The sequence below is a fragment of the Gilliamella mensalis genome (assembly GCF_900103085.1).
GTDB classification, from domain to species: domain Bacteria; phylum Pseudomonadota; class Gammaproteobacteria; order Enterobacterales; family Orbaceae; genus Gilliamella; species Gilliamella mensalis.
On record NZ_FMWR01000003.1, the window covers coordinates 92,993 to 110,925 of the forward strand.

17 protein-coding genes are annotated in these 17,933 nt (G+C 35.2%); 1 reads left to right on the plus strand and 16 read right to left on the minus strand.

Going from position 1 to position 17,933, the window contains the following annotated elements; genetic code table 11:
* Positions 1-113 precede the first annotated feature (113 nt).
* The 7 genes from BQ5209_RS01860 to accD all read right to left on the minus strand — a co-directional run bounded on the left by BQ5209_RS01860 (position 114) and on the right by accD (position 9,323).
* Positions 114-1,166 carry a hypothetical protein gene (locus BQ5209_RS01860; RefSeq protein ID WP_085246876.1) on the minus strand — a complete coding sequence of 351 codons (1,053 nt, stop codon included), beginning with the start codon at positions 1,164-1,166 and terminating at the stop codon, positions 114-116.
* A gap of 140 nt (positions 1,167-1,306) precedes the next feature.
* Complete coding sequence (locus BQ5209_RS01865; RefSeq protein WP_085246877.1) at positions 1,307-3,985, minus strand: inverse autotransporter beta domain-containing protein; 2,679 nt, start codon at positions 3,983-3,985, stop codon at positions 1,307-1,309.
* Positions 3,986-4,474: 489 nt separating this feature from the next.
* Complete coding sequence (purF, locus tag BQ5209_RS01870) at positions 4,475-5,992, minus strand: amidophosphoribosyltransferase (RefSeq protein WP_085246878.1); 1,518 nt, start codon at positions 5,990-5,992, stop codon at positions 4,475-4,477.
* Between the two features lie 18 nt (positions 5,993-6,010).
* Positions 6,011-6,496 (minus strand): CvpA family protein, encoded by a 486-nt coding sequence (locus BQ5209_RS01875; protein ID WP_085246942.1) that lies wholly within the window; start codon positions 6,494-6,496, stop codon positions 6,011-6,013.
* A gap of 61 nt (positions 6,497-6,557) precedes the next feature.
* A complete protein-coding gene (locus tag BQ5209_RS01880) occupies positions 6,558-7,142 on the minus strand; it encodes an SPOR domain-containing protein (protein WP_085246879.1) in 585 nt (194 codons plus the stop codon).
* Positions 7,143-7,154: 12 nt separating this feature from the next.
* Complete coding sequence (gene folC, locus BQ5209_RS01885; protein ID WP_085246943.1) at positions 7,155-8,426, minus strand: bifunctional tetrahydrofolate synthase/dihydrofolate synthase; 1,272 nt, start codon at positions 8,424-8,426, stop codon at positions 7,155-7,157.
* Positions 8,427-8,432: 6 nt separating this feature from the next.
* The gene (gene accD / locus BQ5209_RS01890) at positions 8,433-9,323 is read right to left on the minus strand and encodes an acetyl-CoA carboxylase, carboxyltransferase subunit beta (RefSeq protein WP_085246880.1); all 891 of its coding nucleotides are present in this window, start codon (positions 9,321-9,323) and stop codon (positions 8,433-8,435) included.
* A 292-nt stretch (positions 9,324-9,615) separates the two neighbouring features.
* On the opposite strand from accD, the gene tmaR reads away from it, so the two are divergent.
* Positions 9,616-9,936, plus strand: a complete 321-nt coding sequence (gene tmaR, locus BQ5209_RS01895; RefSeq protein ID WP_034910282.1) for a PTS system regulator TmaR — start codon at positions 9,616-9,618, stop codon at positions 9,934-9,936.
* 59 nt (positions 9,937-9,995) lie between these two features.
* Here the strand turns inward: tmaR and yciH are convergent, their stop codons facing one another.
* The 9 genes from yciH to cas7e all read right to left on the minus strand — a co-directional run bounded on the left by yciH (position 9,996) and on the right by cas7e (position 17,929).
* Positions 9,996-10,316, minus strand: coding sequence for a stress response translation initiation inhibitor YciH (gene yciH / locus BQ5209_RS01900; RefSeq protein WP_085246881.1), 321 nt, complete (start codon positions 10,314-10,316; stop codon positions 9,996-9,998).
* Between the two features lie 7 nt (positions 10,317-10,323).
* Positions 10,324-11,028 carry an orotidine-5'-phosphate decarboxylase gene (gene pyrF / locus BQ5209_RS01905; protein ID WP_085246882.1) on the minus strand — a complete coding sequence of 235 codons (705 nt, stop codon included), beginning with the start codon at positions 11,026-11,028 and terminating at the stop codon, positions 10,324-10,326.
* A gap of 941 nt (positions 11,029-11,969) precedes the next feature.
* Positions 11,970-12,953: a DNA polymerase III subunit delta' gene (gene holB, locus BQ5209_RS01915; protein ID WP_085246884.1), complete on the minus strand. Its 984-nt coding sequence runs from the start codon at positions 12,951-12,953 to the stop codon at positions 11,970-11,972.
* Positions 12,950-13,591, minus strand: a complete 642-nt coding sequence (gene tmk, locus BQ5209_RS01920) for a dTMP kinase (protein WP_085246885.1) — start codon at positions 13,589-13,591, stop codon at positions 12,950-12,952. The genes holB and tmk overlap by 4 nt, the downstream gene beginning before the upstream one ends.
* 618 nt (positions 13,592-14,209) lie before the next feature.
* On the minus strand, positions 14,210-14,503 hold the full coding sequence (cas2e, locus tag BQ5209_RS01925) for a type I-E CRISPR-associated endoribonuclease Cas2e (RefSeq protein WP_085246886.1): 294 nt from the start codon (positions 14,501-14,503) through the stop codon (positions 14,210-14,212).
* A 2-nt stretch (positions 14,504-14,505) separates the two neighbouring features.
* Positions 14,506-15,423 carry a type I-E CRISPR-associated endonuclease Cas1e gene (gene cas1e, locus BQ5209_RS01930; protein WP_085246887.1) on the minus strand — a complete coding sequence of 306 codons (918 nt, stop codon included), beginning with the start codon at positions 15,421-15,423 and terminating at the stop codon, positions 14,506-14,508.
* Between the two features lie 10 nt (positions 15,424-15,433).
* Positions 15,434-16,108, minus strand: a complete 675-nt coding sequence (gene cas6e, locus BQ5209_RS01935; RefSeq protein ID WP_085246888.1) for a type I-E CRISPR-associated protein Cas6/Cse3/CasE — start codon at positions 16,106-16,108, stop codon at positions 15,434-15,436.
* Positions 16,109-16,852: a type I-E CRISPR-associated protein Cas5/CasD gene (cas5e, locus tag BQ5209_RS01940; protein WP_085246889.1), complete on the minus strand. Its 744-nt coding sequence runs from the start codon at positions 16,850-16,852 to the stop codon at positions 16,109-16,111.
* Between the two features lie 12 nt (positions 16,853-16,864).
* Positions 16,865-17,929, minus strand: a complete 1,065-nt coding sequence (gene cas7e / locus BQ5209_RS01945; RefSeq protein WP_085246890.1) for a type I-E CRISPR-associated protein Cas7/Cse4/CasC — start codon at positions 17,927-17,929, stop codon at positions 16,865-16,867.
* Positions 17,930-17,933: the final 4 nt, after the last annotated feature.

Here is a 17,933-nt window from a genome sequence, read left to right on the forward strand (position 1 = left end):
ATTATTTTATAACAAAGCTTAAATAATATGAAGCATCATAAAGTAATGTTTTATATTTAATAAAAAACCACTCCGAGGAGTGGTTTTTACGCTGCATATAACTAAATTTAGAATTAGTTAGTTTCAACTTTAAGACTATATCCTTGAGCACCAGCTTTGTAGGCTTCTGCGTACAGGCTATTATGCTTAACAGAACCATCAGCCGAACCTAAGGTAATAAGACTATTAGTTGCTTCACCGCTTTCTACACCTGCAGTTAACTCAGCACCATCAGCCTCTACACCTTCATAAGCGCCAGCTAGATGCCATACAAAAGAGTAATTAGTTGTGATTTCAGTTTCGTCATTATCAATTAGACCATTACTGTCAGCATCTTCCCATGCTACCGCCGCAAATTTCTCGCCATATAATGGAGCTGGAGCGCCATTCGTAGCATAGTTTACTGACTTATCGATTACACCATTAGTATCAACTTTGAAGATACCAACTGCTTCAAGACCAGTCACAATTGGACCGTGACCATTATCAGCATGAGTATCACCAGGACCATGAGGATCAGTACTTGGATCAGCAGCACCTGGATCAGCAGGACCTGAATTTGTTGGATCATCAGGGTTACTTGGATTTACAACATTTGGACCTTCATTTCTAGCCCAAATATCGTTTACTTGTAACCATTTACCAGTATATGGAAGACCAAAGTCTGTTCTTTCTAAAAGTCTAAAACCGATGAACTTCGCACCGCTGAATTGAGAGTCAATTTTAAAAGAGATTTGACCTTTTTCACCATCATTTGTTGCTACTAAATCGGTAAGAGTTCCAATATCAGTCCAAGAATCGCTTGCATTTTTCTTAGTAAAAACTTTTAATGTATCTTTGATTTTACCTGTATCTAGATCACCATCTTTATCTTCAACATTAAATTTAATAACGATATAGTCACCTACTTTTGCTGCTCGGTTACCGATTAGGGTGTCACCATTCGCATCTGTACTTACGCGAACAGTTAGAGTATGATCTTTTGCGTCATTAGCAACTGCTTTTAACAATGGTGCATTACCACTGATAGCCGCACTAGTTCTTGCATCTAATGCAAATGCGCTACTTGCTGCATAACCAGCTAAAAATAAGCCTAACGCTACTTTTTTTACTGTTAAATTTTTCATTTTTAACTTCCTATTTATCTATAAATTAACACATTATATTTATGTAAATATAACACTTCTGTTGCTTCAGACTATCGAAAGTATTCGTTAGCCTAGAACTTGTACAATATTTTTTACTATCAATTATTTTTTACTCTCAACTAGTGAACAACGACTTGTAGTTTAAATCCTTGATCCCCTGCACATGCTGGTGGCAATGCATTTATTGGATTTAGGTCTAAATTCGTTGGTGCACCAGCAATACCATCAATACTTGTACCTGATGATGCATAACTATTTGTTCTTGAACTTCTTATTGTATAGCGAGCGCCTACCCCCATTGCAACGTTAAACCATGGACCATTAGCATTTGATAGTGCATCAGGCAATTCAGCGGTTGTCGCTTGACCAGGACATGCGCTTTCATTTGAGCCTACCAATGACCAGATAATGAAAGGATTTGCAATTTCGGTTCCATCAGTCGCATATGCCTTAACATAATATTCACTATCAACTTTCCATTCTTGCGGACCTGAAGTATCAAATACAAGTGAATTACCTATTTGCGTAGCAACTAATGTACCATCACCCCGATAGACTTTTACCGTTCCAGCTTTACCACCAGAAAAATTGATTGTCGCTTTATTAAATGATGCACCAAACTGATCCATCTCGATAGAAAAGTCAACACTACCGTCAATGTTTGAGGCAACATCCAAAATATAACTGTCACCAATTACTTCAAGACCTGCGGCAGTAGATGCTTTATCAGACACTTTTTGACCCATTTTTACTTTTTCAAAAGATTTAACAATCACACAAGGTTCTTGTGTTGGGCAAGCATTTACATTGCCTGATGTACCATCAATCAATGCTATTTTTTTACCATTACTTGTTGCAGTCCAGCTTTTTAACACTGATTCAAACGTATTTGGTATACGATTCATTAGATCTTCATCACTAAAACCATCTACATCTTGCATTGAGGTAATAGAAGCATTTAATACCTTAGGTTTTACCAATGTAGCCAATACTGTCATTGAACTTACACCGTCGGCCGAATTTGACGCCATCGCTGTTGTTTGCCCATCTTTATCAATTGCCCACACACCAACTTTACGCATAATAGGGTTAGGCAAAACTTCAAAAAGAACAGCATTAGATGTCGCGGTTTTACCTCTAGCATCTTTTATCGTTAAAGATAAAGTATATTGACCATTGGTGTTTGCTGCACGACGATGACCATTTTTGTCAACATAACTAGGAGCAACAATTTGCCAGTTATTAGTATCCACTGGTGGATTAAGCCACGATGAAGAAGAACATATTCCTGTTGTCGCACATAAAAAACCACCGCCTGCATCGATTTCTAGCATATCACCAGACCATGCTAAACTTGATAAGTTCTTAGCATTATGCACACTAATACTTAATGGGTAAGATAGCCCTTCGATTAACTGAGTTTGTTCAAGACCCAAATCGACAGACATTTTCTTTTCTTTATATTCAAGAACAATATAGTTATTACGGTCAACTAAATCATAACGGCTACCTTTTAAAGAACGAGCAGACTGAACCATATCTGGATCCAATTGATCTTTTAATGGTGTACCTATACGATAGTTCATTGTTAATTCAGCTTTCGTTGCCTTTTTATTATCTTGACCTCGTTTATGATCAGCCTTAATAGTAAAAAGTGGAACTGGCGTATAATCAAGACCTACCGTAATTGCTCTTGGATCTTTTTGTAAATTATCTTTACCAAATAAAGCAACTTTATCACCATAGTATTGTTCATACATAAGTGATCCACCTAAATGCGGATATTGCGGTAAATAACCTTGGAATCGAATATCAAAACCTCTGGCTGCACGTTCTAAGTAATCATCGAAATCTTTGGATTCTTTCCAATCCGATAAAGGATGATAATAGTTAGCAGCAAATTTCATGTAATCAGTCCACGCTTCGGCACCAATACCTAAACGGTTATGATCGCGCTGGAAATCATGGTCAAGAAAGACGTTATAACCCAGTAACCAGTTTTTATCGGCTACATCCCAACGTTGACCGATACCTACGTTACCTATACGACGATTATGTTCATACTCTTGGAAAGATATTTGACTAAATATTAATGTATTTTCAGTATCATACCATGGGCTAAATAATTTCAGATTAACGTTATTAAATTGACCTTTATCACTCAAATCAAATTGTAATTGAGCAGTACCAAAACGACCTAAAAAGTCCTGAACAGCATTACGAACCGGATCAACAACTTGGTTTTTAACACCATTACGCACATAACTTTCTGCGTAATCTTTACCTCTATTCTTTAAATGCCCAGATATACCACCATTTTCTGACGAGGTTATTTGTTTCCAATCCTGACTAGCTAAAGTTTGTAATGTTGAAGCAACTTGGGTTGAAAGCGCGTCTTTATCTTTTTTAACATCATAATTCTCATCTGAGCCCAATTGAGGTAAATTGGAATACCTATCTTTTTCATCATCTTTTAAACCAATGGCAGGCAATAATGGTGAATTTTCAGGTAGAACTATACGCTCACCAACCTCAACAACATCTTTTTTATCAAAACGCCCTGCATTCATTGCGCGCAATTCTGAAATAGAAATGCTGCTTAAAAGTGCAATTTGATAAAGACTACGTTGTTGATTGTTAATCATTTCCCGAGCTATCGAGCCGTCTTTCAATTTAATTATCTTATTGCTATCTACAGAATCTTGAGATACCGGAGGATTAGCAGCAAAAGCAGATTGCCATCCTAATGTGGCGATTACAAATGCGGAGATAATTTTTAAATTAAGATTCTTTTTCACCTTAATATTCCTTATATTTCACTGAGAAAGCATATAACATAAAACCTATAGCTAATATTAATTTAGTTCATTAAATATCAACATGATCACTAATTAACTTCTAGAGCAATATATATTTTTACAAATTTGCTTATTTTTATACTTTAATTTTTTTTACAAATTTTTTTTTGTTTTTTTAATTTTATTACAAAAAAGTCATTTATCAAAGTAATTTATTACTTTTTTTTAATTTTTTTTTAAAATTTGACATTTGTCATATTTTTCAATCGGTTATTTTACACTAAGTAATGTATATTTTATGACAAATTATATTTTTAGAATATATGGGATGAAATTGAATAATATGACGATTGATGATGATAGTTTAGAAGTGTTGCATATGACGAGCTAAATAAAAATTACTATCAATATAATAAAAAGACCTAAATTTTGAATTTTAGGTCTATAAATCTATATATTATTTTTATCTTTTACAATAATTATTGATGTTTACTGACCTTCATTATAAATCTCCAGATTTTCTGACTCTTTAGAAACAGGATATTTCTTACTTTCAGTTCTTTTTTGTTCTAATAATGACAAATAATTATCATCAACACCTTCAGTCACATATTTTCCATCAAAAACCGAACACTCTAAATGATGAATGTGCGGATTTTGCTCTGTAATTGAATTAATTAAATCAGATAAATCTTGAAAAATAAGCTTATCAGCGCCAATATCTTTCGCTATTTCATCAACTGTTTTATTGTAGGCAATAAGTTCGCTGGCAACCGCCATATCAATACCATAAACATTAGGATGCCTAATTTCTGGTGCAGCAGAAGCCAAGTAAACTTTTTTAGCACCAACTGAACGAACCATATCCAGAATTTCTTTTGAAGTGGTGCCTCGTACAATGGAGTCATCCACTAATAATACATTTTTCCCATCAAATTCAATACGGTTAGCATTAAGTTTTCTTCTTACTGATAATTTACGAGCTCTTTGGCCTGGCATGATAAAGGTGCGACCAACATAGCGATTTTTAACGAATCCCTGCCGGTAAGGTTTATTTAAAATACGTGCTATTTCAAGCGCAGCATCACATGATGTTTCGGGGATAGGAATGACGACATCAATCTCTGCACCCTTCCACTCTCTTGCTATTTTCTGCCCTAGCTTTTGCCCCATTAAAATACGTGATTGATAAACCGATACACCATTCATTAATGAATCTGGTCTTGCAAAATAAACATATTCAAAAATACATGGATAATATTGAGGATTATTTGAACATTGCTGAGAATATAACTGTCCATCTTGAGTAATATAGATCGCTTCGCCAGGCTGAACATCGCGTATCAATTCAAAATCGAGAATATCTAAAGCTACGCTTTCAGATGCAACCATGTACTCAATTTTTTGATTCTCAAGTACCCGTTTACCAATGACTAAAGGGCGAATCCCATAAGGATCACGAAAGGCGACAAGACCGTGTCCAATAATCATAGCAACACAAGCATATGCGCCTTTAATTATGTTATGAACATTATGTATTGCTGTAAAAATATTATCGGCGGTTAATGGATAAGTTGGAAACTTATCAAGTTCATTGGCAAAAATGTTGAGTAACACTTCTGAATCAGAATTTGTATTAATATGACGTCTTGCAAGTTCAAATACTTTATTTCGTAACTTATCGGTATTGGTTAAATTACCATTGTGGGCAAGAGCAATACCATAAGGAGAATTGACATAAAATGGTTGCGCTTCAGACGGACTGGAACTACCTGCGGTAGGATAACGAACATGTCCTATACCTAAATTACCTTGTAAACGTTGCATGTGATGTTCTTGAAACACATCTTTGACCAAGCCGTTGGCTTTGCGTAAACGAAAACGATTTTGATGATCAATTGTTACAATACCTGCAGCATCTTGCCCTCGATGTTGCAAAACAGTCAATGCATCATAAATAGATTGATTAACAGTACTACATCCTACAATACCAACGACACCACACATACTATGGTTACCTCAAATTTACTGTACTAAAAACGAAGAAGACTGTTGTATAAAATCAAAAAACCAGCGAATGATAAAGTTGAAATGCGGAATTAGTTGTGATTGAGTCCAATATAGTGATTGTGATGACCGTGTAAAAGTATCAACAAAAAAGAGCACAGCAGCAACAACTAAAATCCCCCGTAACACACCAAAACAGATACCTAATATACGATCAGTAGCTGATAAGCCTGTTTTTTGGACTAATTGACCAATAATATAGGACACTATCGCACAGACCAATAAGGTAGCAAAAAAGAGCATAACAATTGCGACTGCAATACGTATAATATCGCTATCAAAATAAGTTAAATAACCGGTAATATAAATATAAAATCGGCTGGAAATAAAAAACGCCAAAATCCAGCTAATGAGTGATAATGCTTCACGTACAAAACCCCGTACAATGCTAATTATTGCAGAAAAAGCAATCACACCTATAATCGTAAAATCAACCCAATTCATCATCATAATTCACAATTTTATATTCATTACTGTTTACAAAATAAAACCAATACAATAGCAATTAATTAGCAACAACAATACCTTTTAATTTTGTTAGGTTATTTAAATTAATAATGACTTGTTCTGCTTGCTCTTTTTTGGCATAAGGACCAACCTGTAACTTAATTAACTCATTAGGCTCAGGCTTTTGCGGTATGGTTCTAACGCTATAATTATTTAACCTTAATAATGCAACCAACTCTTCTATTTTTTGTCTATTTTTTAATGCTATAAGCTGAATCATATAGGGTTTGAATTCTTGTTGTGAAGTTGTATGTTTAGCTGTAATTATTGATTCATCGGCATCATCATCAATATCTGGTGAAACAGATAAACTTGGATTTTGATCTAAATCAGGGATGTAAGGCATTTCTGATATATTGCCGGTTAAATTTTCATCAATATCATTAGGTGACGCTATGTCCTGATTTTGTTGAGTAACTACTTCTGGTTGCAAAATAGGTGTTGTTGAAGTTCGTAAATTAGATTTATCCGTTAAAATCCATGGTGCAAATGCAGCAATAATAAGTAGCAATGTAGCAAGACCTACCAGACGGTTTCTTACTCTATTTTGATTTTTGATATTAGTTTGTTGATTATTCGCCATGATTAATTTCGCTTAACGCTCAGTTTCAGCTAAAACATCAGATACGGTATGAAATGAACCACATACCACAATAATATCACCTTCTTTTGAATCTTGCATTGCCTTTTGATAAGCCTTAGAAACCGTATCAAATGTTGATACATTAAGCTCCCCTTTATCAAGTAAGTCTTGTTTTAACACTTCTGCACTACAACCTCGCTCACCATAAAGTGATGCACAATACCATTTGTCGCCTTTTAAGACAGATAAAGTACTTTTAATATCTTTATCTTTAAGCATTCCAACAACAAATCTAACTTTACCTATGTTCAAATATTCTGCTTTTAGTTTTTCTAATTGTTGTGTTAAATAAGCTGCTGCATGTGGATTATGAGCTACATCAAGGATCACAAGCGGCGATTGTTGAATAATTTGAAAACGCCCTATCAGGTTGGCATTTTCCAATCCTTGAGTTATTTGGTCTTGTGTTATTTTAAGTGATGAAAAACTTAACGCAGCAATTGCAGTTGCGGCATTCGCTAAGGGGACATTGGTAATAGGTAAGCTGTTATATTGTGTTGTTGGCGATTTAAACGACCATGAATCTTTGTTAACTTGTTGATAATGCCAATCACAATTTACCGCATAAATAGGACAGTTGACTGAGTTAGCCACATTTAAAATTGATTTGGGCATGTCTGGCTCACCAACAATGGCAATACTTTTAGATTTAAAAATACCTGCTTTTTCACGTCCGATGCTTTCACGGGTATCACCTAAATAATCAACATGATCGATACCAATAGTTGTCACGATAGCAATGTCGGCATCAACAATATTAGTTGCATCAAGCCGCCCGCCAAGGCCAACTTCTAATATCACAACCTCTAATTTTGCTTGTTTAAATTGGTAGAGTGCAGCAAGTGTTGCGTATTCAAAATAAGTAAGCGATATATCGCCTCTAATTTTTTCTATTTCTACAAAGGCTTTTACTGTTTCTTGTTCCGTCGATTCTTGATTATTAATCCGTACCCGTTCAGTAAAACGTAATAAATGAGGAGAACTATAAACACCAACTTTTAAGTTCGCTGCAAGCAATATCATTTCAAGTGTGCGACAAGTTGTGCCTTTGCCATTGGTACCTGCAACGGTAAAAACATAAGGTGCTGGTTGTAATAAATCAAGGCGCTGAGCTACAGTCCTTACTCGTTCTAAACCTAGGTCGATAGTGGTAGGATGTAATTGCTCTAAATAACAAAGCCATGTCTTTAAATCTGACATGGCATTGGGTTGTTGATTTTGCATACTCAATTAAGCGGTCTCATTGAGAGTAACATCATTAAACGGATCGGGTAGTTTCATTAATTTTGTTATTAAACTGGCAATTTTAGAACGCATATCTTTGCGATGAATGATCATATCAATTGCGCCTTTCTCAAGTAAAAACTCACTACGTTGAAACCCTTCGGGTAATGTTTCACGAACAGTTTGCTGAATTACTCGTGGTCCAGCAAAACCAATTAATGCTTTAGGTTCAGCAATATTAATATCGCCTAGCATTGCTAAACTTGCTGATACGCCACCCATGGTAGGATCGGTCATTACTGAAATATAGGGTAAACCTTCATCTTGCATTTTAGCAAGAATAGCGCTGGTTTTTGCCATTTGCATTAATGAAAATAGCGCTTCTTGCATTCGCGCGCCACCACTTGTTGAAAAACAAATTAAAGGACATCCATCGGCAATAGCCTGTTCTGCTGCACGTGTAAATAATGCACCAACAACAGAAGACATCGATCCCCCTATGAACGCAAACTCAAAACAAGCTACAACCACAGGAATGCCAAGTAATGTACCTTTCATTACAACCATTGCTTCTTTTTCGTGAGTCATTTTTTGCGCGGCAACTAAACGATCTTTATATTTTTTAGTATCTTTAAATTTTAAGATATCTTTAGGCATCAAATCTGAACCTATTTCGATATCCGACCCTTCGTCTAAAAAGCGGTATAAACGCACACGTGCAGGGATATGCATGTGATGATCACATTTAGGACAAACCTCTAAATTAAGCTCTAGTTCAGCTTGGTACAGGACTTGATCACAGTTGCTACATTTTGTCCACACACCACCTGGAATATTCGCCTTTTTGTGATCTGACGATATATTATTTTTACTAAGAATTTTTTCAATCCAGCTCATTATGATTCTCTCATTCTGGCACTCTTTACAAACTTGGCGCTATTGTACAATACTTTGTACTAATTCTTAATAGCTGTTTTTATTTTTATCTGATTTTGTGACTAAATATCTAGAAAAACATGAAGTTTAAATAAAATAAAATTTAAAAATCAAATTTAAACAATGAATTAAATAAAATATTAATGCCAACAATATCATTTATGTTTAATATATAATTAATATGACCTTAAAAAATTATTGGTATATAATTGATGAAAATTTATTTTCCATTTTTTGAAATAAGGGGTTATAGATGGACAAGGAAAAATCAACCGCACCATCGTTTCAAGATGTACTAGAATACATTCGTTTATCACGTCGTTTAAATAAATTAAAACGTGAAATTTCAGATAACGAGAAAAAAATTCGTGACAACCAAAAACGCGTACTCTTACTTGAAAACTTAAGCGAATATATTAAACCAGATATGACTTACGAAGAGCTTCAAGCGATTATTGCTAATATGAAAAGTGATTACGATGATCGTGTTGATGATTATATTATCAAAAATGCTGAGATTTCGAAAGAACGTCGAGAAATTAGCAAAAAAATGCGCAGTTATCGCTCTAACTAAAATCTATTCTTTTTAAATAGCGTCCATTTTTATTGTGGACGCTATTTTCATAGACTAAATCAGCCTCCTGCTAGTTTTACTTTAAAGCCTTTGTCTTCTAACAATGACTTTAATAAATCGCGTTTATCACCTTGAATTTCAATGCAGCCATCTTTGACTGCCCCTCCACAACCACAACGCTTTTTTAATTCTGCTGCTAACTGTTGTAATTGAATATCATCGATATCAAATCCGGTAATAACACAAACACCTTTACCTTTTCGACCTGACGTTTGTCGTTGAATTCGAATAATACCATCCCCCTTCGGGCGTGAGATGACTGTTTCAGTAGGTTTAATTCGACCTTTATCAGTTGAATACACAAGTGGATTACTAGACATAATGTAACTAGCCCTGACTTGAATCAAGCGTTGCTAAAATATTTTGTAGCGCTTTGGCTGGATCTTCTGCTTGGGTAATAGGACGCCCAATGACTAAATAATCAGAACCTGCCGCTTGAGCTCGTTGAGGCGTCATAATACGGCGTTGATCATCCGGATTAGTACCAGCAGGTCTAATACCTGGTGTGACCAATTTAAAATCCGCCCCCAAACGTGTTCTAAAACTTTGTACTTCTTTTGCTGAACATACTACGCCATCAAGCCCACAGTTTTTAGCAAGTATTGCTAATCGAGTCGCTTGTTCTAAAGGCGATACATTGATACCAATTTCTTGAAGATCGGTTGATTCCATACTGGTCAATACTGTCACAGCGATCAAAATTGGCGCATCTTTACCATATGAATAAAGAGCATCTTTAGCAGCACTCATCATGCGCGAACCACCACTAGCATGAACATTTGTCATCCAAACACCAAGATCAGCTGCAGCTGCAATTGCTTTTGCGACAGTATTTGGAATATCATGAAATTTAAGATCCAAAAAAACATCAAAACCTTTTTGCATAATCTGCTTGATAAAATCAGGTCCAGCATGTGTAAAAAGCTCCTTGCCGACTTTAAGGCGACAATGTTTGGGATCAACACGATCGATAAAATTCCATGCCGATTTCACATCCGCAAAATCAACTGCAACAATAATTGGAGATGACATAACTCATTTATTCCTTTTAATCAAATTTTTAGCTATTTTTTCTAACAAATTCATTGAAACTCGCACAAAAAATACAGGCATTTCCTTTATATATGCCTAATAAAGTTTCAATTTGATACACAAATCTAGGCGAAAAAGCTCTCGTGTTCGCCACCGTTTAATTGAAAACTTACCAATCCAAATTTAAATATTGACCTAATCTTCACTTAGCTGAGCAATAAAACCCTCAATAGCTGAATCAAAATTACTTAGAGTTCTGCTACTTAATATATCTAAATTTTCAAATTTGCATATCACAGCGGCACGGCTTGCTATTTTATACAGCTTAAATAGCATGTTTTTAACATATGATGCAATAGCTTGTATTAAACAATTACTGGCAAAAAACATTTCATTATAACTTTTTAATACAATAGATAAACTCTCACAACCAATCAATATTTACCTATTTTTTAATTTTTTCCGATATTTTCTATTCAGCAATTTATGATATGACCGTTTTCAATTTACTTTTTTATATATCATCATAATTAAATATTATAATTAAAAATTGGCGTAAATAAAGTTTGGCATATCTGATGGTACAATATAAATAACCATCAAATAAAAATTAAAAAGTAAGGTTGATCGACATAACTCTAAAATTAGCCATACGTTACATAACATTCCCGCATAAATAAGCAATTAAAAAACAGATAATGTAATAATGAATAAAAACATACGCGCAAATTTTCTGCTATAACTGCAAACAACAAGATAATTTGATACTAAAAGTAGGATATTTTGTACGTTAAGTGATAGACAATAACCAAAATAAAAGGCAAAGAAAGCGATAAAAATAACTACATTCAATAGATAGATAACTCACTATAAACTTTTTTCTCTAACTGTATACTTTCTTGAAACTTTTGGTCATTTCTTTATAAGAACCTTAACTTGTTTTAGCTAATTAATTCGGATTGAGCAAGCACATTATAAACAATAAGTTCCTTATTTAATCCAGTAATTGTTAACAACTGATTTCTTGCTTGCAACCATAGATGATAAAGTGCAAAAATTTTTTCATTACTTTTAGTTGCAAATAACCGAACTAATGGAACTTGATCCCGATTCACAATAAAGCGCCCGACTTTTTGCTTCGCTTTCAGCGCATCGCTTAATAATGCACAAAACCAAATAATTCGTTCAATAAAATCTTCATTATCAAAGGTTTTAGCTAGTTGCCAATAATTATTTTGTGGTACCAGCTCTAATAGCTGATCACAAAATGCTTTTCGCTGTTGCCACTTTTCTGGTGCTAATAGTGTAGCGGCTTTTAGTGGTGCGTTTTCGCTCAATAATAACGCTGCGGCAAGCTCATTATCGCTATATTGCTGGTTTTGTTTGCTTTTTAGCCATTCAATGGACTGCTCTAATTTAGGAACAGGTAAAAAATAAGAAAAACAACGGCTATAGATCGTTGGTAATAATTGGCTGTTATGTTCATCACTTAAAATAAAATAGGTGCTTTCTGGCGGTTCTTCTAGCGTTTTTAGTAATGCATTGGCGGCCGCTTCAGTCATTAAAGCTGCCCGTTTTACCCAAATGACTTTATTACCACCTTGTTGGGATTTTTCGTAAACCTTGTTTGATATATTACGTATTTGATCAATACCTATTGACTGTTTACCTTGTTCATTGGTTATCACATAATAATCAGGATGGTGGTGAGACAAAAACAGTTGACAACTATGGCATTTTAAGCACGGTTCCAATTGTTGTGAACATTGACATAATAAGCGGTTTGCAAGCTTTAAAACAAGCTCATCTTCACCACTACCTTGGACATAATTAATTAATAAAGCATGATGAGCCCGTTTATGCATAATGCCAGTAGCTAATTGCTGATAAGGTAATGAAAGCCAAGGATAGTCATTAAAGATCATTCAATATTAACCTTTTTTGTTAACCATGTTGTTAAAATTTGTTCAATTTGTTTAGTCACATTGTCGAGTGATTTTGCTGCATCAACAGTAATGATATTTTTATCTTGCTCAGCAAGTTCTAAATAGCGTTGACGAATTCTTTTAAAAAATGGTAATGATTGTTGCTCAATGCGATCAAGTTCACCTCGAGATCTTGCTCGCATTAAACCAATTTCAGGATCGATATCCAAATATAAGGTAAGATCAGGTTTAAAATGACCTAATACTTGCTCCTTTAATGTCGCCATAAAGACTTTATCTAACTGTCGCCCACCACCTTGATAAGCTTGCGTGGATAAATCATGGCGATCGCCAATCACCCATTTACTTGCTTTAAGTGCAGGTTTAATGACATTATCAATCAGCTGAATACGAGCAGCATATAACATCAGCAATTCGGCTTTATCAGTCAAAGGTTCGTTATCTAAACCATTTTTAATAATATTACGTAATGCTTCAGCAATCGGCGTTCCACCTGGTTCACGCGTAAATTGCAAATCGCTAATATTGTGTTGATTCAAAATCCGGGCAACGGTATTAATAGCCGTTGTTTTACCTGCCCCTTCAAGTCCTTCGATGACAATAAATTTGCCTGTCATACTAAATTCCTAAACTATTTATGATAAAACTGTATTAAATATTGCGCTATTGTACGCTATTTTTGCCAATTATTTTAACCAGCATTATTAATACTTTCTTTTAGCTTTACAATAAATAAAAATATTCGATAGTTATCAAAGTACTCATCACAATGAAAACTATCTCTTTATGCTATTATTTAATTGATTGATAGTTTCAAAAAATAGAGTTGATAATACAAGTTGGAATTAATACTAGTTTTGAAAGCAGCATTAAGTGGCTTTCAAAACTCCACTGTGTTTAATAGACTTAATCAGCTTTTTATTAATTATAGAATTATCATCTTGTATTATAATCTTATTTCCTTTCTCTACTTCATATTCACATAAGAATCGATTAATTTATTTCAACCAGATTGTTTTTTCGTTTCCTTTGTTATCAATTAATTTAGCAAATGCTGACTACGATTTATCCCTGTGTGTACAGGGAACACCATTATCAAATTGCGCATCGTCCCGATTTTTACGGTTTATCCCTGTGTGTACAGGGAACACTCTAAATATATATATTTGTTTTATTTAAATTTATATGAGTTTTGAAATTCTACCAAGTTTTTTTTATTTTTAAATAAAATTAACTTATTGATTTTTAAAAGGTAAAAAAGAGACTAACCGTAGTCGATCTAGATCTACCGGAACTCTTCTATTTGTACCATAAGTTTGGAAGTCAAATCCGGATTCGGTATTCGTTGCCCAAGCAAGTACTACATTGCCTTCTTCTGCTAATTCCATTATCTGTTGCCATACCATTTCTCTAATTGGTCTAGAGATATCACCAATGTAAACTCCTGCTCTAACTTCTAGCAACCAAATAGCTAAACGCCCCCTTAGTCTGGGCGGTACATTTTCGGTCACAACCACACACATACTCATAATTAGTGACTCCTAAAGCCACTATCGGCAAGCGATTTAGGTTCAGGGATAGCTGGAGGCTGAACATCATCAGGAGGTAATGGCGGCTCAATTCCTCCGGCTGATAAGACATCTTCAATCAGTGGGATTAATTTAGCTAATGTTTTTTGACTTCTAAAAATTTCACGGCATGCAATACGTACTTCGCGATCAGGATCAGGGATTTTTTTAGCGGCTATTTCAAATGCTTTGGGCACAACCGTATCAAATTTAATAATATCTGCTATGTCATAAACAAAAGAGAGTGGCTTTCCGCTATGCACAAAACCAATCGCTGGCGCATAGCCGGCAGCCAAAACCGCAGCTTCAGTGATACCATATAAGCAAGATGTTGCGGCACTAATGCACTGATTGACTTTATCGCCTTTTTCCCAATCTTTAGGATCATACTTTCGACCATGCCATTTCACATGATAGCGTTTAGCTAATAATGAATAGGTTTCGCGTACACGTGCTCCTTCTATACCTCGGAGCTGATCAACCGAACGTCTAGTTGGTGCTGGCTCGCCAAAACGTAGTTCAAACATCCTTTTGACGACTTTTAAACGTAAATCATCATCTAACGCTAATTTTGCTTGATAAAGTAGTTTATCCGATCTCGCTCCGCCGGGCTGTCCAGATGAATACATTCGAACACCGGCTTCACCAACCCAAACAAGCAATGTTCCTACCGTTGCCGCTAATTTGACAGCAGCATGAGAGATCCTTGTGCCAGGTTCGAGCATAATACAAGCAATAGAACCAACGGGAATATGGGTTCTAACGCCTGTTTTATCAATTAATACAAATGCACCATCTAACACATCAATTTGTCCATATTGTAAAAATATCATTGATGTTCTATTTTTGAGAGGGATGGGATTAAGCGGAACATATACCATGTTATTTTCCCTATTGATGCCGTTTAATCAAGAATAATCCACAACCAAACCCTTTACTTTTACCAATTCCTTGATAGAGCGTATCTAAAAACAGTTCAGGATGAGTAACCGTTAAAACGCCTTGAAAATCAACACTACTAAAAGTAATAGGTTTAGCATCTACTTTCTTTTTAAATCGATGTTGATAATAACCAATAATATTACATTTAGGTTCCTTCCCTGTATTTTGCATAAGTGAAAATCCTCTTTTTTCACCTTGATTAACTAACCAATTTAATGCGGCTTGATTCTGTAAACCGTTTATCTCTATTGCCGAGGATAGTCCTTGCTGTTTTGCCAAAAATTTGGCATTCATCATCACATCACTGCGTTTACCATTTTTAAAAATAATAGGATTAGCACGCAGTGAAAACATTAAATTCATACCGATGGTTAATTGTGGTGCATAGGGTTTTGTTTCAACAATAAATAATTGATGATCTTTTATCGGTGCAACCTCAGATAACAGATAGTAGTATCTACTTTGTCTTATTGCTTCTTCGCGAAACAAAAATGTCCGTTTTTCTTGATTAGGAAAAAGTTGCCATAACCATTGATGAATCGCATATTGACCAGCATATTGCATCTTTTGCTGCATGACATAAGGGAGGCGATCTAGTTTTAGGGTAACTCGAGAAAAATACATCTATTCGCTCCTTTTTAAATATCCTGAATATTGCAGGCGTGGTTCAAAATACCAATGATTACGGTTTATTGGTTGATCTTGCCGGCGCTGAATTTTTATTATTTCAAAATCGGCATTTTGATCTTTATGTTCCCAATAATATTCATCAGCAACACTGTTTAACAAATCGCTAATGACAGGATCGCGTTGATGATATTGTTGATAATGTTTATCAGCAAAAATAAATGCATCACAAAGCGTTCCTTCATAGAGAACAGGGGATAAAGGCAGTGCCAATGGCGAGTTTTTTCTACCTACATATAATGGAAAAACTGGCGTTAATAATGCTTGTTGTATTTGCTGCACACTGTAGGGAGCACCTTTGGTTTCTGTCATCACAATTTGATAATAAATGTCGTTATAATATTCACGCTGTGAAAGTAGGGTTTCTAACTCATTAGGATTACGACGAATTTCATCAAAACGGGTATATAATAACTGCTTTTTATTTGCTCTGGGGACTTGGACGGTTTGAAAATCGCTAAACCAACTGCTGTTTGCTTTAAATGGGCGTATCGCAAAATTATAGTGTTGATTAAACGTATCGAGTTTATTGTCTTCACGCCGAATACCTAATGCTGCCGCCACTAGCCCTAATAAAGCCGAGCGAGAAGGAATATCATTACTATGGCGAATCTCGCCAATAGCATGCTCTCCCCACGATGTCAATGGTGCATAAATCTGAAAGATAAGATGTTTTATCATCTCGACGGCTCCTTATTTTTGGGCAACAAAATCTAATGCAGCGGTTAAGGTTCCTTTTCCTGTTTCAGTATTGAGTACGTAGCGACTATCGGCACATTGACCATATACCTTATCAAATTTATCAAGCTGTTGTTCTAAACGCGCAATCGCATCATTAACCATATCGTCGCTACGAATTGGATTAAAATAAGCAACAGCTAACGAGCGTGGTTGTTGAACCCCTTTTTCAATCAATAAGTAAGAGGTATAAGCCCGTGATGCAAAACTATTTTGCATACCGGTTGGTGCCACTTTAGTCGCAGCTTCGGTTAAGGCTTTTAATGTTTTTTCAACCAATGCCTCATCGCCATTTAGGTTTTCTAACAATAACTCACGACTAATACAGATGTAAGTATAAAAAAGAGCTGAAGCAAAACCACGTTCACCTAAATGCGCAGAGCCGGCATCTTCCTCATTATTATTTAAATCATCCACTGCGGTAAAAAAGTCATCTTCAATGGTGACAGTACTAACTCCTAAAGCATGAGATACTTGGCAAGCAGCTTCAACATTAAATGCAGGACTATTAGCTAACATTCGTCCAAACAAAGCAATATCAATGCAGCTATTTTCTTTACGGAGTAATTTAACCTCGGCATCGGTCGGCTCACGATTTTCATTAATTAACACGTCTACTAATTGATCAATGGCTTGTTTTTCATTGCTACTAATATGCACCAATTGTTCAATATCTAAATTAGCCAGAGGATCTTTCGGTGATTTTTCATTTTTTACTTTGCCAAATTGTGCAGCAATTTTAATGGCGCTCGCTTTCGCAATTTTTTCGGAAATGCCTTGATCAAGCATATTTTTATAAACCCAATCTCGTGCAAATCGACGCGAACGTACGCCTATATTGTCACTTAATGATTGATAGAAATAATCCGAAGTTCGCCATGCTCTTTTTAAACTTTGCGATGAAATACGTAATCGGTCACTGTTGCCCATTTTTGCAGTTTTTGGTCGACCAAGTTCATCACGGTTCAAATTAGATGGCGCATAAGCAGTCAATAAGTGTAATTGAATAAATGTTGTCATTGTC